Annotated in this window: 20 protein-coding genes, 1 tRNA gene and 1 pseudogene; 13 read left to right on the top strand and 9 right to left on the bottom strand. The window is 33.9% G+C overall.

Annotation, left to right across the window (positions count from 1 at the left end; genetic code table 11):
* Nucleotides 1-185: 185 nt before the first annotated feature.
* The 3 genes from gyrB to EJB00_RS01330 all read right to left on the bottom strand — a co-directional run bounded on the left by gyrB (nucleotide 186) and on the right by EJB00_RS01330 (nucleotide 5,239).
* Complete coding sequence (gene gyrB, locus EJB00_RS01340; RefSeq protein WP_015588311.1) at nucleotides 186-2,558, bottom strand: DNA topoisomerase (ATP-hydrolyzing) subunit B; 2,373 nt, start codon at nucleotides 2,556-2,558, stop codon at nucleotides 186-188.
* Nucleotides 2,559-2,776: 218 nt separating this feature from the next.
* Complete coding sequence (locus EJB00_RS01335; RefSeq protein WP_015588310.1) at nucleotides 2,777-4,012, bottom strand: hypothetical protein; 1,236 nt, start codon at nucleotides 4,010-4,012, stop codon at nucleotides 2,777-2,779.
* Nucleotides 4,013-4,099: 87 nt separating this feature from the next.
* Nucleotides 4,100-5,239 carry an ankyrin repeat domain-containing protein gene (locus EJB00_RS01330; RefSeq protein WP_135352907.1) on the bottom strand — a complete coding sequence of 380 codons (1,140 nt, stop codon included), beginning with the start codon at nucleotides 5,237-5,239 and terminating at the stop codon, nucleotides 4,100-4,102.
* Nucleotides 5,240-5,472: 233 nt separating this feature from the next.
* Here EJB00_RS01330 and EJB00_RS01325 point away from each other — a divergent pair, with 233 nt between their 5' ends.
* The 5 genes from EJB00_RS01325 to plsY are packed head-to-tail and all read left to right on the top strand — an operon-like array spanning nucleotide 5,473 to nucleotide 10,336.
* On the top strand, nucleotides 5,473-6,156 hold the full coding sequence (locus EJB00_RS01325) for a phosphatidylserine decarboxylase (protein WP_135352908.1): 684 nt from the start codon (nucleotides 5,473-5,475) through the stop codon (nucleotides 6,154-6,156).
* Nucleotides 6,153-6,938, top strand: coding sequence for a CDP-alcohol phosphatidyltransferase family protein (locus EJB00_RS01320; RefSeq protein ID WP_015588307.1), 786 nt, complete (start codon nucleotides 6,153-6,155; stop codon nucleotides 6,936-6,938). Before EJB00_RS01325 ends, EJB00_RS01320 begins: the two co-directional genes overlap by 4 nt.
* A gap of 8 nt (nucleotides 6,939-6,946) precedes the next feature.
* Nucleotides 6,947-8,281, top strand: a complete 1,335-nt coding sequence (locus EJB00_RS01315) for an alanine/glycine:cation symporter family protein (RefSeq protein WP_135352909.1) — start codon at nucleotides 6,947-6,949, stop codon at nucleotides 8,279-8,281.
* 2 nt (nucleotides 8,282-8,283) lie between these two features.
* Complete coding sequence (locus EJB00_RS01310; RefSeq protein WP_135352910.1) at nucleotides 8,284-9,750, top strand: alanine/glycine:cation symporter family protein; 1,467 nt, start codon at nucleotides 8,284-8,286, stop codon at nucleotides 9,748-9,750.
* Between the two features lie 10 nt (nucleotides 9,751-9,760).
* Nucleotides 9,761-10,336 carry a glycerol-3-phosphate 1-O-acyltransferase PlsY gene (gene plsY / locus EJB00_RS01305; RefSeq protein ID WP_015588304.1) on the top strand — a complete coding sequence of 192 codons (576 nt, stop codon included), beginning with the start codon at nucleotides 9,761-9,763 and terminating at the stop codon, nucleotides 10,334-10,336.
* Here the strand turns inward: plsY and EJB00_RS01300 are convergent.
* The 3 genes from EJB00_RS01300 to EJB00_RS01290 all read right to left on the bottom strand — a co-directional run bounded on the left by EJB00_RS01300 (nucleotide 10,331) and on the right by EJB00_RS01290 (nucleotide 13,263).
* Entirely contained in the window at nucleotides 10,331-12,211 is a 1,881-nt protein-coding gene (locus EJB00_RS01300) for a hypothetical protein (protein WP_135352911.1), read from the bottom strand. The genes plsY and EJB00_RS01300 overlap by 6 nt on opposite strands.
* A gap of 55 nt (nucleotides 12,212-12,266) precedes the next feature.
* Nucleotides 12,267-13,163, bottom strand: coding sequence for a cation diffusion facilitator family transporter (locus EJB00_RS01295; RefSeq protein WP_015588303.1), 897 nt, complete (start codon nucleotides 13,161-13,163; stop codon nucleotides 12,267-12,269).
* Between the two features lie 27 nt (nucleotides 13,164-13,190).
* Nucleotides 13,191-13,263: transfer RNA gene (locus tag EJB00_RS01290), tRNA-Val, on the bottom strand.
* A gap of 695 nt (nucleotides 13,264-13,958) precedes the next feature.
* Here EJB00_RS01290 and EJB00_RS06585 point away from each other — a divergent pair.
* Nucleotides 13,959-14,066: pseudogene (locus tag EJB00_RS06585) on the top strand (DnaJ domain-containing protein); the annotation flags it as partial.
* Nucleotides 14,067-14,335: 269 nt separating this feature from the next.
* On the top strand, nucleotides 14,336-14,779 hold the full coding sequence (locus EJB00_RS01280; protein WP_015588301.1) for a hypothetical protein: 444 nt from the start codon (nucleotides 14,336-14,338) through the stop codon (nucleotides 14,777-14,779).
* Nucleotides 14,780-14,791: 12 nt separating this feature from the next.
* Here EJB00_RS01280 and EJB00_RS01275 read toward each other — a convergent pair whose 3' ends face one another.
* Together EJB00_RS01275 and EJB00_RS01270 are read right to left on the bottom strand one after the other, a co-directional pair.
* Nucleotides 14,792-15,811, bottom strand: coding sequence for an IS110 family RNA-guided transposase (locus EJB00_RS01275; RefSeq protein WP_135352712.1), 1,020 nt, complete (start codon nucleotides 15,809-15,811; stop codon nucleotides 14,792-14,794).
* Nucleotides 15,812-16,072: 261 nt separating this feature from the next.
* Nucleotides 16,073-17,347 carry a collagenase gene (locus tag EJB00_RS01270; RefSeq protein ID WP_225416293.1) on the bottom strand — a complete coding sequence of 425 codons (1,275 nt, stop codon included), beginning with the start codon at nucleotides 17,345-17,347 and terminating at the stop codon, nucleotides 16,073-16,075.
* Nucleotides 17,348-17,890: 543 nt separating this feature from the next.
* Here EJB00_RS01270 and EJB00_RS01265 point away from each other — a divergent pair.
* From EJB00_RS01265 to EJB00_RS01250, 6 genes are all read left to right on the top strand, one after another.
* On the top strand, nucleotides 17,891-18,910 hold the full coding sequence (locus EJB00_RS01265) for an IS110 family RNA-guided transposase (protein ID WP_135352712.1): 1,020 nt from the start codon (nucleotides 17,891-17,893) through the stop codon (nucleotides 18,908-18,910).
* A gap of 162 nt (nucleotides 18,911-19,072) precedes the next feature.
* Complete coding sequence (locus EJB00_RS06300) at nucleotides 19,073-20,254, top strand: hypothetical protein (RefSeq protein WP_225416292.1); 1,182 nt, start codon at nucleotides 19,073-19,075, stop codon at nucleotides 20,252-20,254.
* 140 nt (nucleotides 20,255-20,394) lie between these two features.
* Nucleotides 20,395-20,877, top strand: a complete 483-nt coding sequence (locus tag EJB00_RS06295; protein ID WP_225416291.1) for a hypothetical protein — start codon at nucleotides 20,395-20,397, stop codon at nucleotides 20,875-20,877.
* A 165-nt stretch (nucleotides 20,878-21,042) separates the two neighbouring features.
* The gene (locus EJB00_RS01255; protein WP_041581343.1) at nucleotides 21,043-21,240 is read left to right on the top strand and encodes a hypothetical protein; all 198 of its coding nucleotides are present in this window, start codon (nucleotides 21,043-21,045) and stop codon (nucleotides 21,238-21,240) included.
* 114 nt (nucleotides 21,241-21,354) lie between these two features.
* Nucleotides 21,355-21,498 carry a hypothetical protein gene (locus tag EJB00_RS06115; RefSeq protein WP_158673911.1) on the top strand — a complete coding sequence of 48 codons (144 nt, stop codon included), beginning with the start codon at nucleotides 21,355-21,357 and terminating at the stop codon, nucleotides 21,496-21,498.
* A 141-nt stretch (nucleotides 21,499-21,639) separates the two neighbouring features.
* Nucleotides 21,640-22,596 carry a hypothetical protein gene (locus tag EJB00_RS01250; protein WP_136132826.1) on the top strand — a complete coding sequence of 319 codons (957 nt, stop codon included), beginning with the start codon at nucleotides 21,640-21,642 and terminating at the stop codon, nucleotides 22,594-22,596.
* A gap of 479 nt (nucleotides 22,597-23,075) precedes the next feature.
* Here the strand turns inward: EJB00_RS01250 and rlmB are convergent, their stop codons facing one another.
* Nucleotides 23,076-23,843 carry a 23S rRNA (guanosine(2251)-2'-O)-methyltransferase RlmB gene (gene rlmB, locus EJB00_RS01245; RefSeq protein WP_015588218.1) on the bottom strand — a complete coding sequence of 256 codons (768 nt, stop codon included), beginning with the start codon at nucleotides 23,841-23,843 and terminating at the stop codon, nucleotides 23,076-23,078.
* Nucleotides 23,844-23,884 lie beyond the last annotated feature (41 nt).

Here is a 23,884-nt window from a genome sequence, read left to right as displayed (position 1 = left end):
TAACATTCAATTTAGCAAGGTGTTAATTATAACAACAATAGGGCAGAAAATCTATATATTTATGATCAAAAACGGGAATACAACCGAAATCAATTCAGATTTCTGAAATGGATTGGTCAGTAGTACGTTTTAAATAGCCGGTTTGGCACACAATGCTAAGCCATAAGGGTTTAGCGTTTCTAAAATCAAATATCAACATCATGCACGTTAAGTGCATTGTTATTTATAAAGTCACGACGTGGTTCAACTATATCACCCATTAGCACCGAGAATATGCTATCTGCTTCCTCACAATCTTTTATTTCAACTTTTAGCAGAGTTCTAGTTTCTGGATTGAGTGTAGTTTCCCAAAGCTGATCAGCATTCATTTCACCAAGGCCTTTAAATCTCTGCAGAGCTAAACCTTTTTTACCATAATCCATCACTATTTTTGCGAGTGCACTTGGAGACTTTATTTTTATTTCAGTTTCTTGCGACTGTAAAAATGAATCACCATTAAATAAGTCAATTATGTTATCAAGAGAACTCAATATATTCTGTATTTCTTTGCTTTCAAGCATACTAAGCGAGAATACATATTTGTCTGCTAACCCTTGAAACAATTTAGCAATGTGAATTTCCTCATCTTTTACTTCTACTTCCCAAGTATATTCACTATACATCAATTTTAAATATTTTAATATCTCATCAGCAGACAATAGAGCATTCTTTTTACTTAAAATTAGCAATGATTCTAAGAGATCTTTTGGTATTTCCCTATCATAATTTTTGCTAATGTTTGAAATACTGAGACACTTATTCAAAACGAAACGCAAATCTTTGCCTACACCATTTAATGTTAATCTTTTAATCGCTGAATTTACTATATACTCTTCAAAAGTTTCATCATCTTTGATATAAGTATCTTTAGCATTTTTTGTAACTTTATAGAGGGGTGGCTGCGCTATGTATAAATATCCTTTTTCAATTACTTCACGCATATGTCTAAAAAAGAAAGTTAGAATCAAAGTTCTTATATGCGATCCATCAACGTCTGCGTCTGTCATAATGATAATTTTATGATACCTAGTTTTTTCAATATCGAAGTGCTCACTCCCTATTCCAGCTCCAATTGCCGTGATCAGAGAGCCAATTTCTGCAGATGAAAAAATACGATCCAGCCCTGCACGTTCTACGTTTAGAATTTTTCCTCTTAAAGCAAGTACCGCCTGTGTTTTACGATTACGTCCCTGCTTTGCAGTACCACCTGCAGAATTACCCTCTACTATAAACAATTCCGATAACTCAGGAATTTTTTCCTGACAATCGGCAAGCTTTCCAGGTAGAGTTGCAATATTAATATTGTTTTTATTTTTAACTAACTCTCGTGCTTTTCTTGCGGCTTCTCTTCCTTTTGCTGACCTAATTGCTCTTTCTACTATACTTGCTGCTAACTTGGGGTCAGTTTCAAGTATTGTACTCAACTTGTCAAAAACTATACTCTCTATAACTGCCCGCGCTTCAGAACTGACCAATTTATCTTTTGTCTGTGAAGAAAATTTAGGATCAGGCATCTTGAGAGATAAAACACAAGTTAAGCCTTCTCTAACATCTTCTCCAGTCAAGTTCACTTTTGCCTTCTTCAAAAAACCTTCATTATTTGCATAGTTATTGATACATCTGGTTAGTGCAGATCTAAACCCTGCCAAATGCGTACCACCATCCCGTTGTCTTATATTATTTGTGAAGCATAGCATATTCTCATAGTAGGAATCATTCCACTCCATTGATATTTCTACACTGGTACCTAGATCTTTTATATCATCTCTAATGCTGGCAATTTTAGTAACATGTGTCTTATTCTTGTCTAAGTAACGTACAAAATTAGCTGTACCAAAATTATCTTCAGACTCTTTACTATCGTTAAAATGAGACTTTACATGTGGTTTATTACGGAGATCACACAAAATGATCTCAATATTTGAGTTTAAAAATGCCAATTCTCTGATGCGACTCTCAAGAGTGGAGTAACTAAAATCAATACTACTAAAAGTCCCCGTTGATGGCATAAACGTTACTCTAGTTCCTCTTTTACTTGTGTTTTCATTGACTACCTTTAAAGATTCAACAGACTCACCATCTTCAAAGCGCATAAAATGTTCTTTTTTGTTGCGCCAGATGGTTAATTCCAACCAACTCGATAACGCATTAACAACTGAAATTCCAACACCATGTAATCCTCCGGAAACCTTATAGGTATTGCTGTCAAATTTACCTCCTGCATGTAGTTGGGTCATTATTACTTCTGCTGCTGATATTCCTTCCTCTGCATGAATATCAGTTGGAATGCCACGACCGTTATCGGTTACAGATACTGAGCCATCTTCATTTATGCTAACTTCAATCTTACTACAATAACCAGCTAAAGACTCATCTATCGCATTGTCAACAACCTCATACACCATATGGTGCAAGCCTGATCCATCATCAGTGTCACCAATATACATACCCGGACGCTTTCTCACAGCATCAAGACCTCTTAGGATTTTTATTGCGTCAGCGTTGTAGTTACTTTCCATGGAATTGCTTTATTTATAAATATTAATTAATATTACATTTGTATGTGCTGATTAGCAACATCTTTAAGTTGAGAGAAGGATCTTTGACATGTAGATAAAATATAATACATCACCTACACGAAGTGGTTTTACATGTTACTTCAATACATAAACTTAAGTTCAAATAATCCAAAACTCTGCTTCATATTTTAAGATAAATGGCTACAATCAAATACAATTTACCTTCTTCTTTCAATTGGACTTTCTAGCTCAACACAGGATAAGTTGCTCATACACTCTTCTAATATTTCATTCTTTTTATCATTGTTTAATCTATTGCTGAACTCCTGACACCTTCTCTCAAGAGCTGAATGCGTAGTCATAATATACCTTACTGTTTCAGATGATAACTTTGGTAACTCGCTACGGATCCTTTCTTGTTCTGTTCCAGAGAAATTGGTGAAATTGGTTCTGGCCATTTCAGGGAATTTTTGTGTGATCGTTTCTTTTATCATTTCTCTAGCCTCTTCTCCATCGAGTGTAATAACCACTGATGGATGTAAGCCAGATAAAGACTCAAATAATTTATTGTATGTTCCACCTGCACAACTTTGACCTTGATTACCGTAAGTTGTTGCAGCGTCTACAAGACCTTTTACAAACATATCCTTTCTATTTTTTATATATTCATCATTTAAAGGAGTTCTTTGATTTTCTGTCCCTGTATTTCTATCATTGCAGGCTTTCCAACATAAAATAGCTGCTTGCTTTAGTGTTAACTTACTATGATTGTCTTTAAAATTATCTCCTGTTCTATTGATAAATCTTAAGCATTCAAGTGCATGAGATTTATCGCCTTCTGTAAACTCATTTGACTGTTTGATGTACTCTTCAATGCCGGTTGTGTTACCTCTATTTAGCTGTACATAGAATTCATCTTTGCTTAAATTCTCTTTATACTTTTCTACGAGTCTATCAACACTCAAGTTTATACTAGCAACTGCACTTGGATCATGAGTAGTTTGCGCAACAAAGGGAAGAATATTGACTATATCAGCAGCAAAAAGGCCCCTTTCTTCCTCTGGAATTTGTTGTATTAAATCGTTAAACTGCTGTATTGCTTCAGTGAGTGTTTTGTTTAGCAAGCAGAAGAACAACATAGGAAGCACTAAAAATACACAAGAAATAATAATACATATGACTAAAGCAGCCGTTAATATTCCTCTAATAATATTTTTTGGCCATGCTGATAATCTTCTCTCATTTTCCTCTGGTTTTAAAAAATGGTTTACCATCCATAAGCACAAAGAAAATTGTATCAGAAGAGAAAATGGAAGAATCATACTTATTAATAAAGCTATATTAATGAATTTTTTAATTTTATTAGTATTATTATGAGCATTTTGTACTCTTCTTACTAAGTCTTGTGCTCTATTTCTATTCTGCTGTTGATTATTATTTTGACCTGCAAACATACCACACACCCTATTCTAACATTAATATATCATGCTATAGAAAGAATGTAAATAAAGCAAGAAACTTATCAACTACCTGTAAAAGCTTTATTTGTGCTTGATAGGAGGTTCTATCTTTGTACTTTCTACATTATTGAGAGTACTGCCTGTTTTTTGTGCAGCAATTTCTTTAATACCTTTCACAATAAAATACACTACTAGTGCTAAGCCGAAGGTTATAATAGTTAGCGTAATTAATGCTGCTAACTGAACTTTTATCTCTAAACCTGTTTTTGCTTTATTCTCTCTGAGGAATCGAGCCATGTCTTTATCATTTTCCTGCATTGCAAGATCTAAAGGAGTAAGTCCATTCCCATTTTTTATATTAACGTTTGCTCCTTGCTCTAAAAGAAGGCTCACTTTTCCTGTATTACCTTCTTCTACTGCACGAAATATACAACTTTCACCTTCTATCTTTTCAATACTTGCTCCATATGATCTAAGTACTTCAATGGCTTCTTCATTTTCACTGTTGAGCGCAATATCCAAAGCATCCATTCCATCTTTATTTTTATGATTGATAAAATTCTTCAACTGATCTCTATCAAAGCTTCCTACATATTGTTTAATGATGAGTTTCACTACTTTTTCAGGACAATTATTAGCAGCAGGAAAAAGTATTGTGTTGTTATTATTATCTTTTTTCGTTATGTCTGCTTTGAGTTTATTTATCAAATACTCGATAACTTCTATTCTGCTATCATCCTCTGCTCCAGTGCATTGCCTAATAGCTAAAAATAAAGCTGTACGTCCATTATTATCAATATCTTCAATATTCTGTCCCTTATCAACTAAGGCTTGTATTACACTTTTATTCCCATATAAAGCAGCAAGGTGAAAAGGTGTATGTCCTTCAGTGCTTTCTCTTTCATCAATTGACGCACCATTGCTAGCTAGCAATTCTATAAACTCTGGCGTGTTTGCAAAAATTGCAAGGTGCATTGGTGTTAAGTCATCTTTGCCATGATTTTCAGTTTTTGCGTTAACGTTTGCTCCGTTATTTATCAGCAATTTCGCTATTTCAAACTGCTTATACCCGATAGCAATATGTAGTGGTGTACTATTACGTTCATAACTATCATTGACATTTGCACCAAACTTTATTAGCAGCTCTGTAGCTTCAATATCACCCATCCGAATTGCAGAGTATAAGGAAGGAGATTCATCTTTTTCTATTTCCCCTGTCATACGAAATTAAGAACACAACAATTCATATATTATTAAGAATTATTATTAAGTTTTTATTAAAATAATATTAACAATAGCTAAGAAAATTAAATTTTCATTAAAAATTAATCTCTATCAATGGTTATATAAGCAAATGTTTATATAAGCATTCCAAAAGTGAAGAAGTGAAAAAAAGCTTTTCATGAGAAATTATAAATGATAAATTGTTAATAATGAATTATCGAGAATAAATTATGTGCTTTGGTTTGCCTAATATAAACAGAGAAGGTTATTTATTTATAGTTATTTCCTTTATAGTAACATGTATAGCATTTTCTATATCTTGGGGGGCTGGCATTACTTGCTTATTCCCAACATTATTATGTACTTATTTCTTCCGTGATCCGGCAAGAGCTGTACCAAACAATAAGGACTTTATATTAAGCCCTGCTGATGGTGTAATTTCAAAGATAGAAGAAGTTAGTTACTCTTTATCAGAAGAGAATGAAGAAGAAAAGAAGTTTACGCTTGTTAGCATATTTTTAAGTGTTTTGAATGTCCACGTTAATCGTATACCAATATCTGGTACAATAAAGGAAATGAGTTATAAAAAAGGCAAGTTTGTTTCCGCAATAAGCAATAGGTCTAGTAATGAGAATGAAAAACAGGTTATTGCGATTGAATATGAGAAGGGAAAAGAAATCATTGTAGAGCAAATAGCTGGATTTATTGCACGCCGCATTGTTTGTAATTTGAGGACATCTCAGAGCGTAAAAGCAGGTGAAAGATTTGGAATTATAAGATTTGGTAGCAGAGTAAATATTTATATTCCTATTGGTATAGAGGTAAGAGTTTCAGAAGGACAAACTGTCATTGGCGGTGAGACAGTTATAGCAGATTTTAATAAACAAGAGAAGCTTACTTTTGATGTTATATGAATAACGATGAAAGTAACAGTAAATTTTTACCTATTACCAAGTTATTCCCAAACTTTATAACTTTATTAGGTTTATGTGCTGGCCTTACTTCACTTAAATTCACATTTAATGAACAATGGGAATTTTCAGCAATTTTTATTATCATTGCAGCAATAATAGATGGAATGGACGGCAGGATAGCCAGAATTTTAAAATCAACCAGCGATTTTGGAGCACAACTCGATTCTTTTGCAGATTTTCTAAATTTTGGTTCAGCACCTGCTTTTCTTTTATATTTTTGGAAGTTAAATGAAATTAAAGTTGTAGGATGGATTTTAGTAATGATATATGTAATCTGCATATCAATAAGACTTGCAAGATTCAATGTTTCGCTACATTTAGAGCAATTATACTGGAAAAAATTTTTCTTTTCTGGTGTTCCAGCCCCTGTATGCGCTTTACTTGTTCTGTTTCCAATAATTATTACCTTTCAATCTCATGAAAGTGAATATCTACTTCTTATAGAGCAATTTTTTAACGTAAAGAATACAGCTTGTTACTTTTTGACCATCTCATTTTTTTCGATAAGTCATATTCCAACTTTCTCTGCAAAATACATTTATGTCCCTAAAAGTTTATCCTATATATTTGTGTCATTTTTTGGAATATTGATCATATTTTTTATAAGTAAGCCCTGGATAACACTACCAATTTTAGGTGTAGTTTATATCTTAACTATTCCAATAAGTATCGGACTTTATATACATTACGCATATAAAACTAGTCAGCTACATAAAAAATAGTGAGCAACATGATTATAAAAGTAACTGATCTATTAAACTCTTTTTTATATATAAAGATATTCAACATACCATTTATAATTATTTGGGTAATTGCAACTGGGGTTTTTTGTACGATTCGATTCAAATTCATTAACTTCAGGTTGTTCAAATATGGGATACAAACACTATTCAACCTAGAGAGCCATAATAATAACGGCATAATCACCCACATTCAGGCATTTGCAACGGTAATTTCAGGAACAGTTGGTCTTGGAACAATATCAGGAGTTGCAATAGCTATTACAATAGGGGGGCCAAGTGCAGTTTTTTGGATGATAATTACCGGGGTACTTGGCATGTCAATAAAATTTGCTGAAGTAGTGCTTGCATTTACTCATCGCTCTGAAAACACAACTGGTGGGGCTTTTTATTATATGGAACATGGACTTGCAAAGATTGGATTTATGAAGACTGGAAAATTCCTTGCATTTATCTACGCAGTTATGCTGCTTGTTGCAATGATTCTAGGCGGTATACCATTTCAGGCAAATCAAATTGCAGCGTTGTCAAGTAACTTATTTGAATACAACACATCTGTTATTATCTCGCTATTTGTATTAATTGTAATACTGGGAGGAATAAAGCGAATTGCTTTAGTTGCAACAGGTTTAGGGCCGATCATGATAATGTTCTATATAGGCATGTGTATATATTTAATCTGTGTAAACGGAAATAATCTACTGAATGCTCTATCTATAATATTTCAAGATATCTTTAACAAATCAGCTATAGGAGGTGGAGTATTGAGTGGATTAATAGCAGGGGTAAGAAGGTCAGTGTTTGCTAATGAAGCAGGTACTGGAACAGCAGCTATAGCACATTCGATTGTAAAAGAGAAAGACCCAGTTAAAGTTGGAAGTGTTGCAATGATTGCACCATTTGTAGACACAATATTAGTCTCATTTTTGACTGGTATTGTGATAATTATCACCGATATGCATAGCACTAATACCGTAGGTGATATTATGTTAGTTAGCTCAGCATTTTCAACAGCCTTGCCTTTATTTAGCAAGCTAGCTCTTCCGCTGATAATGTTTTCCTTTGCATTTTCCACAATAATAGCTTACTATTACTACTGTGAAGTTGCCCTAGTGTACTTATTTGGTAACAAAAAAGTACTGATATTGTTTCAGTTTTTTATAGTGGGTTCAGTGTATATCAGCTGTATATCAAAAAATGTAGAATTTATATCTTATTTAGGTGATAGCCTGTTTATGTGCCTTATGATTCCAAATGCTGTTGCGATATATCTACTGAGAAGGGAAGTCTTAAATACAATAGATTCTTATTACAAAAGGTATTAAACATGATTTATAGAATGCTTTATATAGTGTTATTTTGCCTACCATTTAATGATGTATACGCTGCTTCAATTTTTCATAAAAGTTATGACACTGCATTAAATGGAGTAAGCAACTTCATGAATGAAGTGTTGTTTTTCAAGATCTTTCACGTACCATTTATAATTCTTTTATTGGCCTTTGGTTATATATTTCTAACACTACGTTTTAGATTTCTCAACATAAGGATGTTTAAGCATGCGTTCGCTATTTTATGTGGAAAATATGACACAGATCATCATGATGGTCACATTACGCATTTTCAGGCATTTGTAACCGCGCTATCAAGCACAGTAGGCCTTGGAACTGTTGCTGGTGTTGCAATCGCAATTTCAATGGGAGGGCCAGGAGCGGTACCTTGGATGATGATTACAGGTTTTTTTGGTATGTCTGCAAAGTTTGCTGAAGTAACTTTAGCATTCAGACACAGAACAGAAGGCCAGGAGCAGTTATTCAGTGGTCCCTTTCAATATATAAGAAATGGACTAGAGGAATTTGGATTTAAGAAGCTTGGTATTGTGCTAGCTGCAATATATGCAGTGTTTCTTGTATTGTCAGGTCTTGGTGGAAGTGTAGCATTTCAGACTAATCAAATGGTTTCAATATTATCTGGCTATTCAAGCTGGATAGATAGTCATCCTTGGGTTCTTTCCTTCATAATTTCTGCATTACTTGCTCTAGTGATTATCGGTGGAATCAGGAGAATAGCTAAAGTCTCTTCTGCGCTAGTTCCTATTATGTCACTCATATATATTTTGAGTTGTGTCACAATCATTGCATTCAATATTCACAATTTTAGCAATACATTGAAAATATTGTTTTCCAGTATGATAGACTTCAATGCTGTTGGTGGAGGAGGAGTAGGAGCATTTGTCGCTGGGATTCAAAGAGCAATTTTTGCCAGTGAAGCAGGTGTTGGCTCTGCTTCAATCACTCACGCGGTAGCTAAAGATGAGGAGCCAGTTAGAACTGGTCTGGTTGCAATGATAGAACCATGCTTTGATACAATGTTAATTTGTTGCTTAACAGGAATAACAATAGTAATAACAGGTGCATACCAGACCGGCATTGGCGAGGGAATATTGATCACCCAGAAAGCATTTGAAACAGTTTCTTCTTGGTTTCCTATACTTTTAACCATAGCTGCACCTTTGTTTGCGTTTTCCTCAGTAATTTCATTTGTATATTGTTGTGAAATGGGATGGCTGTATTTGTTTGGTGTAAAAAGTGTAGTAATATATCGTATAGCAGTAGTAGCGGTTGCATTTTTGTCAGGTTTATCTAAAGATATAATGGCTATTGCTAATATTGGTGGAGCTTTATTCTCTTGTTTAGCACTCATCAATATGACAGCACTTATATTGTTTAGCAACCAGATTAACAATGAAGTCCAATGTTATCTAAAAAGGCTGAGGAATAATAAAATTAGCTAGATTTATTGCTATGATAGAGATATTTGTAGTTTTTGTATTATCTTACATATTAGGTTCAATACCGTTTAGCTTAATTATTACAAAAATAAAAGGAATAAATTTAAGAGAAGTAGGTTCTGGAAATATTGGTGCTACAAATGTTGCAAGGACAGGAAACAAATTTCTTGCTGTTTTGACATTACTTTTGGATTCCTTTAAAGGATTTATCGCAATTTATATAGCACAACAATTTTTTGATAACGATCTGTGGATATATGCATCTGCTATTTTAGCAGTTTTAGGACATATGTTTCCTATTTGGCTAAGGTTCAATGGAGGAAAGGGGGTTGCGACAACTTTGGGAATTTTGATAGCACTTAATATCCCTTTGGCATCAGTGTTTGTGTTTATTTGGCTAATAGTATTTTTTACCTTTCGATATTCTTCTCTTGCTTCTTTGACTGCGGCTGTAATAATTGTTGTAGCGTCTTTCTTTTTTCAAAAAGAATTATTTCTTGCACTACTCATTGTAGCAATATTGATTTTCTTAAAGCACCACAGAAATATTACAAACCTTCTGCAAAGCAGAGAGCGTAAGTTTTTATAAGCGATGAGATGTTAAATCACTGACACTTAAACTACGAGATAAACTGCTTGATGGTATTATTTTATCTTCTTTATTTAAGATTATAATTTTTACTCTTGTTATACTCTCTACTTCTTGAGGTGTTAAAAGTCCATCTTTAATAAATCTTTGCTTTACTTCTTTTGTTTTTTCATAAAGTGTGGTTACATTGCGCTTATTTTGATTATAAATATCTTCAATCTCTATCTCTAGCCTGTGTGAAGCTTCTTTTTTTAACATGTTATTTATCACTGCTTCTGTTATTGCTAGTTTTTCTTGCAGAATTTTCTTTACTTCTTCTTTATCGTCTCTGCTATTTTTACTCAGTTCTGTGTATACCCTATAACACCTTTTCTCTAGTGGTAACATTCTTAAACTATCTAACATTCTGGCCACTTGACCTTCAACGGTCTTCTCAGCTTTTAGCCTAAATTCCTTAATTTCTTTCTCTATTACCTTATCAGCTATTCTCTTAGCTTCATCCAAAGATGAATCCTTGAGAGAAAAATCTGTTTTAAGTAAATCAAGCTCTAAAAGCTTCAAAAAGACTTTTCCTTTGATATTTTCAATTTGATTATCTAAATCATGATCTTGTAATTTATTTCTTATGTATTGATTCAATGTATAATGCTCTAATTTATTTAACTTTACAGAGTTAATATTTTTCATTAACGTCAGCACAATTTGTTCACTATATTGAGAAGTAAAACTCAGTAAATTTCTCATTAAGGAAATACTTACTTCTGCAATAAAATCATCAACTATTTTTTGACTTTTATCATCTTCATAATTATTTTGGGCGTTATGCCAAGCCCTAAGAATTTCTTTACTGTTCTTCTTATTTTTTAGCCTGTCTAACATAAACTTACGTGCTTCATTTTCTGCTTCTGTAAGGAGCATTTGTCTAGGTGGTGTAAATTTAATCTCTGGATCGGAATGAATACCCTCTAATGTACTTAACATTCTGTAGATAATACCAGTAAAACATGTGTTAGGAATTCGTTCTTTTCTAGAGAAAGTTTGACTATCTAGTAAATTTGCAATCAGCGCGTCTTTTTTGTTTTTTACAGTTTCTCTATTTCCATCATTGCAAGCTTTCAGAACTAACAGAAGAATTTGCCCGCCATTGAAACCAGAGCTATGTTTCTCATTACCTTTGCAAAAATCTTGCAAAAACATCACTAATTTTCCCTTATTCTCATTACTAAATGGTTGGCCATCAAGCATATGTAAATGATTTATATATTCAATAAATTCTTTAAATTCTTTATCATTAATAACGTCTTCTGGTACCCCACCATATTTATGCAGTAACTTATCAATATTATTACTAATATCATCGTTCAATTGATGGGGTAGTAAATGCTCGTAAGTATCATCAAACTTATTTGTCATGCTGCGAGTATTTTCTTTTATGCCTTCTAAAAAGAAATTTATAGCAGCTTTAAGTAACGTAAATGGATTAAAATCCTTTGGCCTTAATTCACTTTGTAATAGAATTAAAACCATTGCAAGTGGTATTGTTGCAAGTAACGAAACGAGTAGAAAAGTAGTCGTAAAGGTTAGATATGTTACAAAAACAAAAAATAAAAAGAAAGATGCTATCTTAATTTTATTATTCTTAAAAAATATTTCCCAATATTCCTTTTTACTTATTTTTTCCTGCTTTGCAGTTTTTATGTCTTTATAAACGTAAAAAGTTTTTATTTCAGATCTAAAAAATACTGTAGCGAAAGATAAAAAGACATTGGCCGGATTAACTAAAATGCTTAAAGAAACAAAAGCTGCGAAGTAGCTTGCTGTCTTTAATCTGTAAGAGCCTTTTCCAGGAAATTGTATTTGGGAAATACCTATCATAGCCTATTCTCTATAATATTATGATATTGTAGTAATAACAAATAGCCTATAGATGTCAATGCTTAAGTATTTTACTGTCTACGCATTCATCGTATTCAATTTCAACTGTAGAGTGTGCGATTTTGAAACTATTTAATAGTATTTTTTTTATCTCATACAGAATATTAGTATGTTGCCCATTTTGCTTTATCTTGGCATGCATGGTAAGTATAAAATAATTATCAGATAGTGACCATGCATGTATGTGGTGTACATCTATCACTTCAGGTAGCTTAGATATAATCTCACTTTTTATCTCCTCAGCAGATACACCCTCGGGTGTGCCTTCAAGGAGTATATGGCAAGAATTCTTGAGAATTTTATAGCCACTGCTTAAGATTATTACGCTAACAAATACTGACAAAATAGGATCCACTACTTGCCATCCGGTAAGCATGATAATTATGGATGCAACTATAGCAGCTACAGAGCCTAAAATATCTCCTATGACGTGCAGTACAGCACTTTTTATGTTTATATTGCTTTCACATTTACTATGTAATATAAAAAAGACTATAATGTTAGAGATCAGGCCAAGTGTGGCAATTATTAGCATTACTTTCCATTCTACATTAACTGGAAAAATAAATCTTTTTATTGATTCAATGATAATGACTGCTGCAATGAGAAATAGAGTTAAGCCATTAACAAACGCTGCAATTATCTGCAATCTGTGATACCCATATGACCTCTGTAAATCAGATTTCTTAGCTGAAAATTTGTGCGCTATCCAGCTTAAAATCAAGGCAAAAAGATCAGTGAGCATATGCCCTGCATCTGATAGTAGAGCAAGCGAATGTGAAATTACTCCACCTGCTATCTCCATAAGCATTGTTATTGCGACTATTATTATGGAATAAATTAAGCGCTTGGACTCTGCTATTGAGTGTTTGCCATTGTGCACTGCTGTCATACAAAATCTTTTTATGAGCAAAAATCGTGGGTAACACTGGGCTCGAACCAGCGACCCCTTGCACGTCAAGCAAGTGCTCTACCAACTGAGCTAATTACCCATCGTAGCTTTAGTATAGTGCTTCAGTGAAATGAAAGTCAATTTGCTTTTAGACTTCTTGCTGGATGAAACTCCTTGACAAATTTCCATAAGTGTTGAAAGTATCAAAAATGGCGTGATATAAGGTGATCAACGACATGTAAGTTACCTCCTGATAGTAAAACAATTGAACGTAAAAAAAGAGTCATTAAGATTTAATGTAAACTGTAATAGTGCTATCTTAAATCCGTCTAAGTTACTTCTGATTTTATAAATAAGAAGCTGTTTATATAAATATATACTTTCATTCCATTCATGTCCAAGTTAATGTAATTTATTTGGAAATGGTAGGAAAATTTAGTATATCGTGAAAATATCTATATTAGCTTACTTTTGCCACATTTATATACGAACTAATTTACCTGAACTAATTTACCTGACTTTGTTGCAGCAATTTGAAGCTTCTATTTTTACAACCACGTATTTATGCGGCTTGCTCTTACAAAGGTGGGTGTTTTTTGCAATTTTAAGAAGGTAAATAAACAAATTTCTTGTAACGCTACAGGGTTTAGTATTTTTTATAAATCTTTACTTAATTTATTAAAATCTTGACAGTTATTATAATATTTGCTACACATTTATATTGTATTACCGTGCTTTCATAAAGATGTAGTATTGGTGATGTAATGAAAAATGTTTCAAAATAGAGAGGAATAAATGATTGATCATTATAAAGTATTAGAAGTAGAAAGAAATGCTACTCAAGATGAGATAAAAAAAGCATATCGAAAATTAGCACTTAAGTTTCATCCAGATAAATTTCCTGAAATAGTAGATCTCAATATGTTAAAAGCAAAGACGCACCTTTCAGAAGCAGAAAGAGATCAACTAATTCAACTGAAAAAAAAATTTAAAGAGTGCGAGGAAAAGTTCAAAAAGATATCAGAAGCATTCGAAGTATTATCTGATCCAGAAAAAAAAGCCAGTACGATAATGGAGATGATCTTAGTCAACAAACTTATGATGGACACTCATCATGGGAACAACAAGAGTCAGAGAAAAGACACCAAGAAAATAAAAATCCAATAATTCCTATGTCTTTAGTAATATTTTTAATATCTATGACAATAACCTCAAAAACTAGTCTTGGAAAATCAAAAGTAGGTGAAGTTGTTGCAGTAACACTTGGAGGACTGCTATCTATGCCAGTTGTAAATAATTTAGAACACATAGTGGAGTCAATGTCAGATAATTCTGAAGCAAGAGAGAAGTTAGCGACAACTGCAGATAATTTTAAAAAAGTATGCAAGTCAATTAGTACAAAAAATATTGTATTATCAGGAGTTATTGCAGGATTATATACATCGATTTCTTACATCATCCTTAATATTCATAAAGAATCTTTCAAATCTGGCCTTATAACTGTAGCTGCAGCTGCAATTGGGGGTGGAGCTGGTGCTGCATTGTCAAGAACTGTTTTTACAAAATTGGAAGATGTTGATACTGAACAACCAAATATCCCAAGACAGAGCATATAGCTACTCCTATGATTATTGTCCAATAGAAATTTCAAATTTTGTAAAATCTTTAAAAACCCAGTTATTTTTAAGAGTGTAGAAAATAGTTATAAGAAATTTTCTAGCAGTAGCAGTTATAGCCTTAGCAGAACCACGCTTCTTTTTTATATGTTCATAAAAGCTTTTCAAGTAAGGACTGTAACGTACAGCAATCCAAGTACATTGAACTAAAGAAGTACGCGCTATTTTTGACCCTCGTTTGGTAATTCTTCCAATTGTACATTGCTGATTAGATTGAGAAACTCTTGGTACAACTCCAAAATATGCAGTAAGTTTCTCAGGTCTACGGAAATCATTAATGTCTCCAATTGTTACAATAAAAACAGCTGCAGAAATTGGACCTATTCCCTTTATGCTGATAAGATTGCTGAACCCAGGAAGTTGTTTAGCGAAAGCTATAATTTCCTTTTCAAGCTTTTTAAGGCTTTCTCGGATAGCTTCTAAATGATAGCTAATCACTTCAATTTCAACTTTTTCTAAAGGATCCCAATTATGCTTTTGAGTAGCACGTTCAAATCCTACTTTAGTTGTAAGTACTTCTTTTTTAATTTTTATTCCATGGTAATTAAAAAGACCATGAACTTTATTGATTAAAGATACCCGTGACTTTACTAACTGATCTCTCGTTTGAAGAAGAGAAGCTAACTGCTGGCATTGTTTGTTTTTGCACCTTGCCTCAGGCAACATATCTTTGCTGAGAAAGAAAGCAATAGCTCGTGCATCATGCTTATCTGTTTTGTTCACAGAGCGACGAACAACTTCAAACTGCCCAGGAGCAATTATTACTATGCATTTAACGTAAGGTGAAACTGCATCATAAAAGAAACAGCTATTACCTGTTGCTTCTATGGCTACTTCATCTGTTTCTTGAAGATCTTTGGTGAAATTATCCAAGTCTTTTAAGCGAAACGTTTGAATATGCTCAGGTTTCCCTTCCTGTAAGTAACAAGCAGTAAAACTATTGGTATGTAAATCAACTCCAATGTGACGCATATTTTTTCCTCCAATTGCATATTTCAATATATCAGAGTAGAATATTGCCGGTTGTTCCAAACTCCTATACGAGGTCATCACATCACATTTTGTGAGCCTCACGATGATTTTCGGTGGCAGGGGCAGTTAATCTCTCCTACGAAGTCTTCTTTCTATTCTTCATATAAGAGCAGAAAGTGCTTCAGAAAAATATCCAACCTGCCACCTAGTCCACTCTGAGAAGTTATTATCTTCTCTTGCTTACAACCAAGCAATACTTATTCATACCATCTCTCCTTTATGATATTTTTGATACATTTCACCACGTTCTTTATTCAAATTATCGAATTTGTCTGCCTCACTTTTAATTTTTGTATCATATTTTGATAATATTCTAAAAGCCTGATTTTTATACTCTTGACTGTTTTGATATTCATTACCTTGTTGGTCAGAGTAAGTTAGTTTATCCTGTCCATCAGAAGTTTTTACTACCTTGAGGAAATGATATTCCTTTGATATATCGAGGTTATCATTTGTTGCCCTATTAATAGCACGAGCAACGTCATAAAATGCAACATGTTCTACAGGAGAAAAATTTCCAACGTTTTCTCCATCCATTTTTTCTATATTTGCTTTATAGTAGGATACATTTTTAATTTCTCCACCCACTATTTCTTGACCAGTTGCTATAAAATCTCCTTTTGTAACTTGCAAAGCGTTGAGGTGTTCCATTGCAGTTCCTGTATCATTCTCAGTAAGCCAACTTTTAAAGTCAGCATTATGCCCTTTTATACTTTCCAAGAACCTTTCTGACTTATGTGAATTACCTGCATGTAAAGTATCCAGGTAATCTTTTAATAAACTAGGATCTTTTTCCTGTAAGTACATCACCAACGCATGACCTGTTTTATAAACTAGGCTATTTGCTTCGCTGTCATCTGAATATTCTAAATCTAAAATTTTATCTAAATCCAAATTTGCAGCTTCGGTTTTGTCAATACTTGATCCTTGAGCATTGAACTTATGATCTGAATGGTGCTCAAAGTAATCTGCAATTCCTTCCATTAATACTGTTGGTAAAGATTCGCCTCCTGTAGCCAAGTAAGTCAAACCATGTGCAAATTCATGCTGAAGGTTATGAACGCCACCTTGCTGATAGACGTACATTGTAGCACAAACACCATCTCCTCCTCCTGGATAACATTTACCACCCTCATCTCCAAGGAGGTGAGAACCGAAATGCTTGCTTCCACCAAGGTGAGTGTAATCAGCCTTATCATCAAACACATAAATTTTGAATGTTTGTTCTGAGCTACCAGGCTCCAGCTTAAATGCATCTTTAAAATTAGTAGCTGTTTCTCTTATCTCACTTTCAATGTGAGCAACTTTACTTGTTCTTAAATCATGAGAATGAACCTCTACTTTGATATTTAAATCTTTAACTTCTATGGTATGCTTATTGTTAAAGTATTCTTCTTGAGTTATATTTTTATTTATTTGTTGATTGATTGTCATAATTCTAACCTCTAATTTATTAGTCTTTACAATATCAAGCATAAAGCTACTTCCGCTAAGAAAGTGTAAATTCTCATATTGATATAATTTACATCTTAATAAAAAAGTATAGATAATTAACTCAATATGAAAAATCGAGAATATAGATAAAATTCTATAGCTAACCTCAGGCAGCCGCTAAGAGCATGTCTTCAAACTATATAGGAAGCAGTGAATAATGTCATTTCAGTAAAAACTGTATGAACATTTTAGCTAATTTACATAGCGAACGGTGTTACCCCAGTATCACAACACCGGGGTAACGATAAAGGAGAGATGGTATGAATAAGTATTGCTTGGTTGTAAGCAAGAGAAGATAATAACTTCTCAGAGTGGACTAGGTGGCAGGTTGGATATTTTTCTGAAGCACTTTCTGCTCTTATATGAAGAATAGAAAGAAGACTTCGTAGGAGAGATTAACTGCCCCTGCCACCGAAAATCATCGTGAGGCTCACAAAATGTGATGTGATGACCTCGTATAGGAGTTTGGAACAACCGGCAATATTCTACTCTGATATATTGAAATATGCAATTGGAGGAAAAAATATGCGTCACATTGGAGTTGATTTACATACCAATAGTTTTACTGCTTGTTACTTACAGGAAGGGAAACCTGAGCATATTCAAACGTTTCGCTTAAAAGACTTGGATAATTTCACCAAAGATCTTCAAGAAACAGATGAAGTAGCCATAGAAGCAACAGGTAATAGCTGTTTCTTTTATGATGCAGTTTCACCTTACGTTAAATGCATAGTAATAATTGCTCCTGGGCAGTTTGAAGTTGTTCGTCGCTCTGTGAACAAAACAGATAAGCATGATGCACGAGCTATTGCTTTCTTTCTCAGCAAAGATATGTTGCCTGAGGCAAGGTGCAAAAACAAACAATGCCAGCAGTTAGCTTCTCTTCTTCAAACGAGAGATCAGTTAGTAAAGTCACGGGTATCTTTAATCAATAAAGTTCATGGTCTTTTTAATTACCATGGAATAAAAATTAAAAAAGAAGTACTTACAACTAAAGTAGGATTTGAACGTGCTACTCAAAAGCATAATTGGGATCCTTTAGAAAAAGTTGAAATTGAAGTGATTAGCTATCATTTAGAAGCTATCCGAGAAAGCCTTAAAAAGCTTGAAAAGGAAATTATAGCTTTCGCTAAACAACTTCCTGGGTTCAGCAATCTTATCAGCATAAAGGGAATAGGTCCAATTTCTGCAGCTGTTTTTATTGTAACAATTGGAGACATTAATGATTTCCGTAGACCTGAGAAACTTACTGCATATTTTGGAGTTGTACCAAGAGTTTCTCAATCTAATCAGCAATGTACAATTGGAAGAATTACCAAACGAGGGTCAAAAATAGCGCGTACTTCTTTAGTTCAATGTACTTGGATTGCTGTACGTTACAGTCCTTACTTGAAAAGCTTTTATGAACATATAAAAAAGAAGCGTGGTTCTGCTAAGGCTATAACTGCTACTGCTAGAAAATTTCTTATAACTATTTTCTACACTCTTAAAAATAACTGGGTTTTTAAAGATTTTACAAAATTTGAAATTTCTATTGGACAATAATCATAGGAGATTACTATTGAAGAGTTACGTAATGAGGAAAATACAAAATACAGACCAGCATTCTTAAAGTTTGATCAACTAAAAAACAAAGCAGTTGATGAGATTGAAAATAATCCTCAGGCAGCAAAAATATTAGGAGAGCTGGTCAATATCGATCCAAACTTGATAAGAGGTACAAATCATATTGATCTACAAGAAGGCAAGATTTTTTCTATGCAAGCTCTTGGTCACGGAAATATGGGTGCACTATCTATATATGATGGGAATACAAAGCTTGGAGAGTTGTCGAGCGAATCGGGCTTTTTTAAGCAAGTTGAAGGTCAAACTAAAGAAACTTTTGTTTTTGAGGACATATTGCACAACTTGAATACTCAATATGATGGAGGTGCTTATATGGCAATTACAAAAGAAAACGGTCATTATAAAGCTTCTCTGATAGATGGTAGAACAGTTGAACGTGATGAATACTTTGATGAAGCACATTTACATGAAAATGAATTGTTGCATCCCAGCACTGGACACATTCAAAAAGATTTAGATTCTCTTCTTCTTAGAGGAACCAAAATTCTAAATCATCAGGATTCAAATCATGCTCAATATTCTGATGAGCAAAGAGAAAGCGGCATAATCGTAGAAAAAGGAACATTATTGGATGATAAAGGGACTGATAGAACAGACGACGATGTATACGAAGCGGTTGTAAAGCAAGGAGGCAAAAATCTACATGAATTCAAAAATATGGGTTTCTATATTACTGAAGAGATAAAAAATGAAAGAGGTGAAGTTGTAAATGGGAGTAACTTATTCATTCATGATCAAGGAAAAAATGTGCGCTATCAGTTACCTGAAGAAGTTACTCATCTAAAGTTGGTGCAAAAGGATGACGGATACAAATTGGCACCAGCTGATGAACGTGGTAATGAATATAGGTATGATGCTCAAGGTAATGCTATACCAGAAGAATACAAATATATCAACCCAGTATTTGCACATGAATATGAAAAGAGAGATTATTCTCATAAACATATAAATGTGGGCTTTATAAACTTAGAAAAATATGCCCCTGGTAAACTTTTTACCATTAAACATGATCCAAATGATTATCAGATACAAAGAAACTCGAGTGGTGAAATAGTGAGAATCAACAATCAAAGATATTTCACTAAAGTAAAACTATTTGATGGTGATACTGATGAAGAAATTGGAATGTTATCTAATAACTTCCATAACTTCAAAGGAAAAATATTCTTTTCTGCTGACTACAACTACAGTTATAACGATTTCCTCGCATCTGTTTCTCCTCAAGTTGAAATTGAGAACATGGAAAATGGAAGTAAAAAATAACTTTTGATCAAGGCAGTGGCGATATCGGAGATACTAACAGAGGCTACACGGACTATCAGAGAATATTCACAAAAGAGAAACAAACCGAAAGTCCAAAAGGGCAAGTAAGTGAAACTAAGACAGAGATTGATACGTCACACATGAGCCATATTACTACTAATGTTGTTGCTGAAGAGAGAACTGTATCAAACGACAATAGTGAAATGCAGTCTGATCAACCACAAATTCCAACAAGGGCAAAAAGGTCATCTTCAGTGGAGGAGAAAGAGCAGGTATTAAAAGACACAATTCTCAAAATAGAAAAGAGTCGCGAGCAAGATTCTGAAGGGAAACATAAGGCAAATGTAATCATAGATTATAATGATGTGAAAGCCTTGTATGATAGAGCAGAAGGAACAGACAAGCAATCTGTGTTAGATTTTTGGAACAAACTGCATACATCAAATTATAAGATTGGTGCTTTGCCGGAAGACAAGTATTATTTTAAAGATGGCAAATTTGTAGTTCACGATAGTGATACAAAAAAGCTTATAGTGTTACCTGAAGATAAGGTATCCGTCAAAATAATGAAGGATGGTGATAGTTATAGTTTGGCTATATCAAATATGGTAATGGCAAAGTAATAAGTAGCATTAGTAAAATAGATAATCCAAATTACGAATTGCTGTCAGATTCAAGTCACTTCAACTTAGAAACGCAAGATAACATTGAGTTATCAGATCAACATCATGAATACAATCTCTATCTAGAGAATGGTTTTGTGACAATGTTTGATTGCGCAAGCGATCATGTTTATCACGATCATAACTCAGCCTATATCTAATATACAAGGAGGGCCCTGCCCTCTTCTTGTCATTCAAGTAGCTAACACTGGTTCACCTTATGATGGTGTCATGCCAGTGCCCAGACACTGGCATCCAGTTAAATTTGCTAGTATAAAAGTAATCAACATTTCTTATGATGGAAAAATGGATTCCAGTACTTGAATGACAGATCTGAGTAGCCCCCTCAGTGTCATTCAGGCAGCTCCTTCGGTGTCATTACGGTGTCCAGACACACAACTGTACGAAGATTTAGATGTATTTGTCTCCAGAAAAAAGATGTCATTCAAGTACTGGGATCCAGGAATTCTGATCATACATCAAGCTGGTGAGTACAGAAGTTATATAAAAATACAACGTTTTGATGATTATGAAAAATCAGTGTCACGCACTGTAATGACACCAAAGGGGCTACTAGGATGACATCGTCTGCTACATACTTAGATCACAAGAGAAGAATTATGAAGCGAAAAGCTTCAAGGAAATCTTATACAAAATCTAGTATTTACGGAATTTATATTATTTTCATGCACTCCATGGTTTTTGTAATTAACGGAGAGTTATATGGTGGCTAGTTTAAAATTTGAAAGTGCTGCAGGAACAGCAGCAGCAACTCTGACAGAAGTTAAACTTGTAACTTTGGCAGACAATACGGATAATAAATATACTTTAGATATTACCACAGATGATCTTAAAGTGGCATATACACCAAATGGTGGTCAGGCAAAAGAGTACACAGTAAATGGTTTAGCAGCAGCTCTAGGAAAATTACTTACTATAGATGGGAGTACAGCTGGTAAATCAGTTCTTGCAGAAGAAGTAGCAAAAAAGCCTGTTGTTGAAGCTCTAATACCAGAATTAGCAAAAGATGATGGCACTACCGGTATATATACTAAAAAAGGTGTGGATAATGAGTTGGCTAAAAAAGCTGATACAACCGCTCTAGATAATAAAGCTGACAAGAGTTATGTCAATACTGAGCTAGCAAACAAAGCAGATACGTCTGCTCTAGCCGACAAAGCCGATAAATCTGAATTAGCTAAAAAAGCTGATACATCTGCTCTAGCTGACAAAGCCGACAAATCTGAATTGGCTAAAAAAGCTGATACAACCGCTCTAGATAATAAAGCTGACAAGAGTTATGTCAATACTGAGCTAGCAAACAAAGCAGATACGTCTGCTCTAGCTGACAAAGCCGATAAATCTGAATTAGCTAAAAAAGCTGATACAACCGCTCTAGATAACAAAGCTGACAAGAGTTATGTCAATACTGAGCTAGCAAAGAAAGCTAATACTGCAGATGTTTATACTAAAGCTGAAGCAGAGAATACGTTTCTTAAAACTACAGAGCTTAAAACAAAAGCGGCAGAAAAAGCCGTTGTTGAAGCTATATTTGATGCTAAAGATGGCCAAAAATCAATCTTAGTAGAAAAATTAGGATTATTACTTGATTCTACTGAAACTCCATACGGTGCTCAGAGCAATCAAGCAGCAAAAACATTCTTAGCTGATAAAGGATAAAACCAACGCCTGAAGATGTAGCCACCAAGCTAATAGAAAACCCAAGTTTTCAAGCTAGTGCCAAAATTGCAGTAAATGCTCAAGATTCAGAATTTCAAGAAGCTGTAAAGGCAGTAATGTCACAGCCATCTTTTGAAATTCCAATAGATCCAAGTGCACCTCTTTCTTGGGATTGGTAATGTAAGTGCCAGTAGATGATATCTCGTTATGTCATTCACTGTTGTCATTCCAGCATGTGATACACAGCTGTACGAACATTATTCTGTAGATGCCAGTGCCCAGACACTGGCATCCATCTTTCCATCATCATCAGAAACGTTATATTTTAACATTACTTTTATACTCGCAAATTTAACTGGATCCCAGTGTCACGCACTGGGATGACATCTTCCAGCTGTGCATGTGAAGCTAAAATGGCATTCTTTTTTCTAGATTCCAACGGTCTTGATAGCAGGCAAGAAGTATATTTTTCATTTCAACTAATTTGCAGTGATTTTTGTTTTAATGTAAATGGAATATAGTCCTATTGCTGCTGCGTTTGAAACATTTAGACTATCAATTACGTTTGACATTGGGATTTTTAAAAGATAATCACAATTTTCTTTAACTAGTCTCCGCATTCCTTTCTCTTCAGAACCAAAAATAATTACTCTTTTTTGCCCAAAATTCTTTATTTCATCTATATTTTCCTTGGCATTGCAATCAAACCCATAACACCAGTAGCCTATCTTTTTTAAAGACTCCATCGTCTTTACTATGTTTGTAACGTATATTAGAGGAACAATATCCAGTGCTCCACTTGCTGCTTTTGCGATAGATGCATTTTCGCCCGGCGAATGGTGATGTGGTAAAACCAATGCATCAATGTTGAAACAAGCTGAGGTTCTTAAAATCGACCCTATATTGTGTGTATCAGTAATTTGATCTAAAATGACTATAGTAGAGTTTTCACCTGATCTTTCAGCTATTTCTTCAATATTTAAGCTGTGAAAAATAGGAGTAACTTTTAAAGCAATTCCTTGGTGATTTACACCTTTGGGTAAAACATCATTGAACATTTTGTTCTCTACCAGTCGAGCTTTAATGCCCTTACTATCTGCACATTGTTTAATTTCTTTCTCAAATTCTCTGTAGAAATTTTCTGTTACTAACAGTTCTATACACCGCCTATTCTTGTTTCTTAATGCTGAAATACAAGTGTGCTTTCCATATATCCAACAGTTTTCATTAGCTTTTGATGATTTCATCTCATTATTAAAAATCAGATTTTTATAGAGTAAGCAATATT

The organism is Wolbachia endosymbiont of Drosophila mauritiana, from assembly GCF_004795975.1.
Classification (GTDB): domain Bacteria; phylum Pseudomonadota; class Alphaproteobacteria; order Rickettsiales; family Anaplasmataceae; genus Wolbachia.
This window is presented reverse-complemented; position numbering and strand designations above follow the sequence as displayed.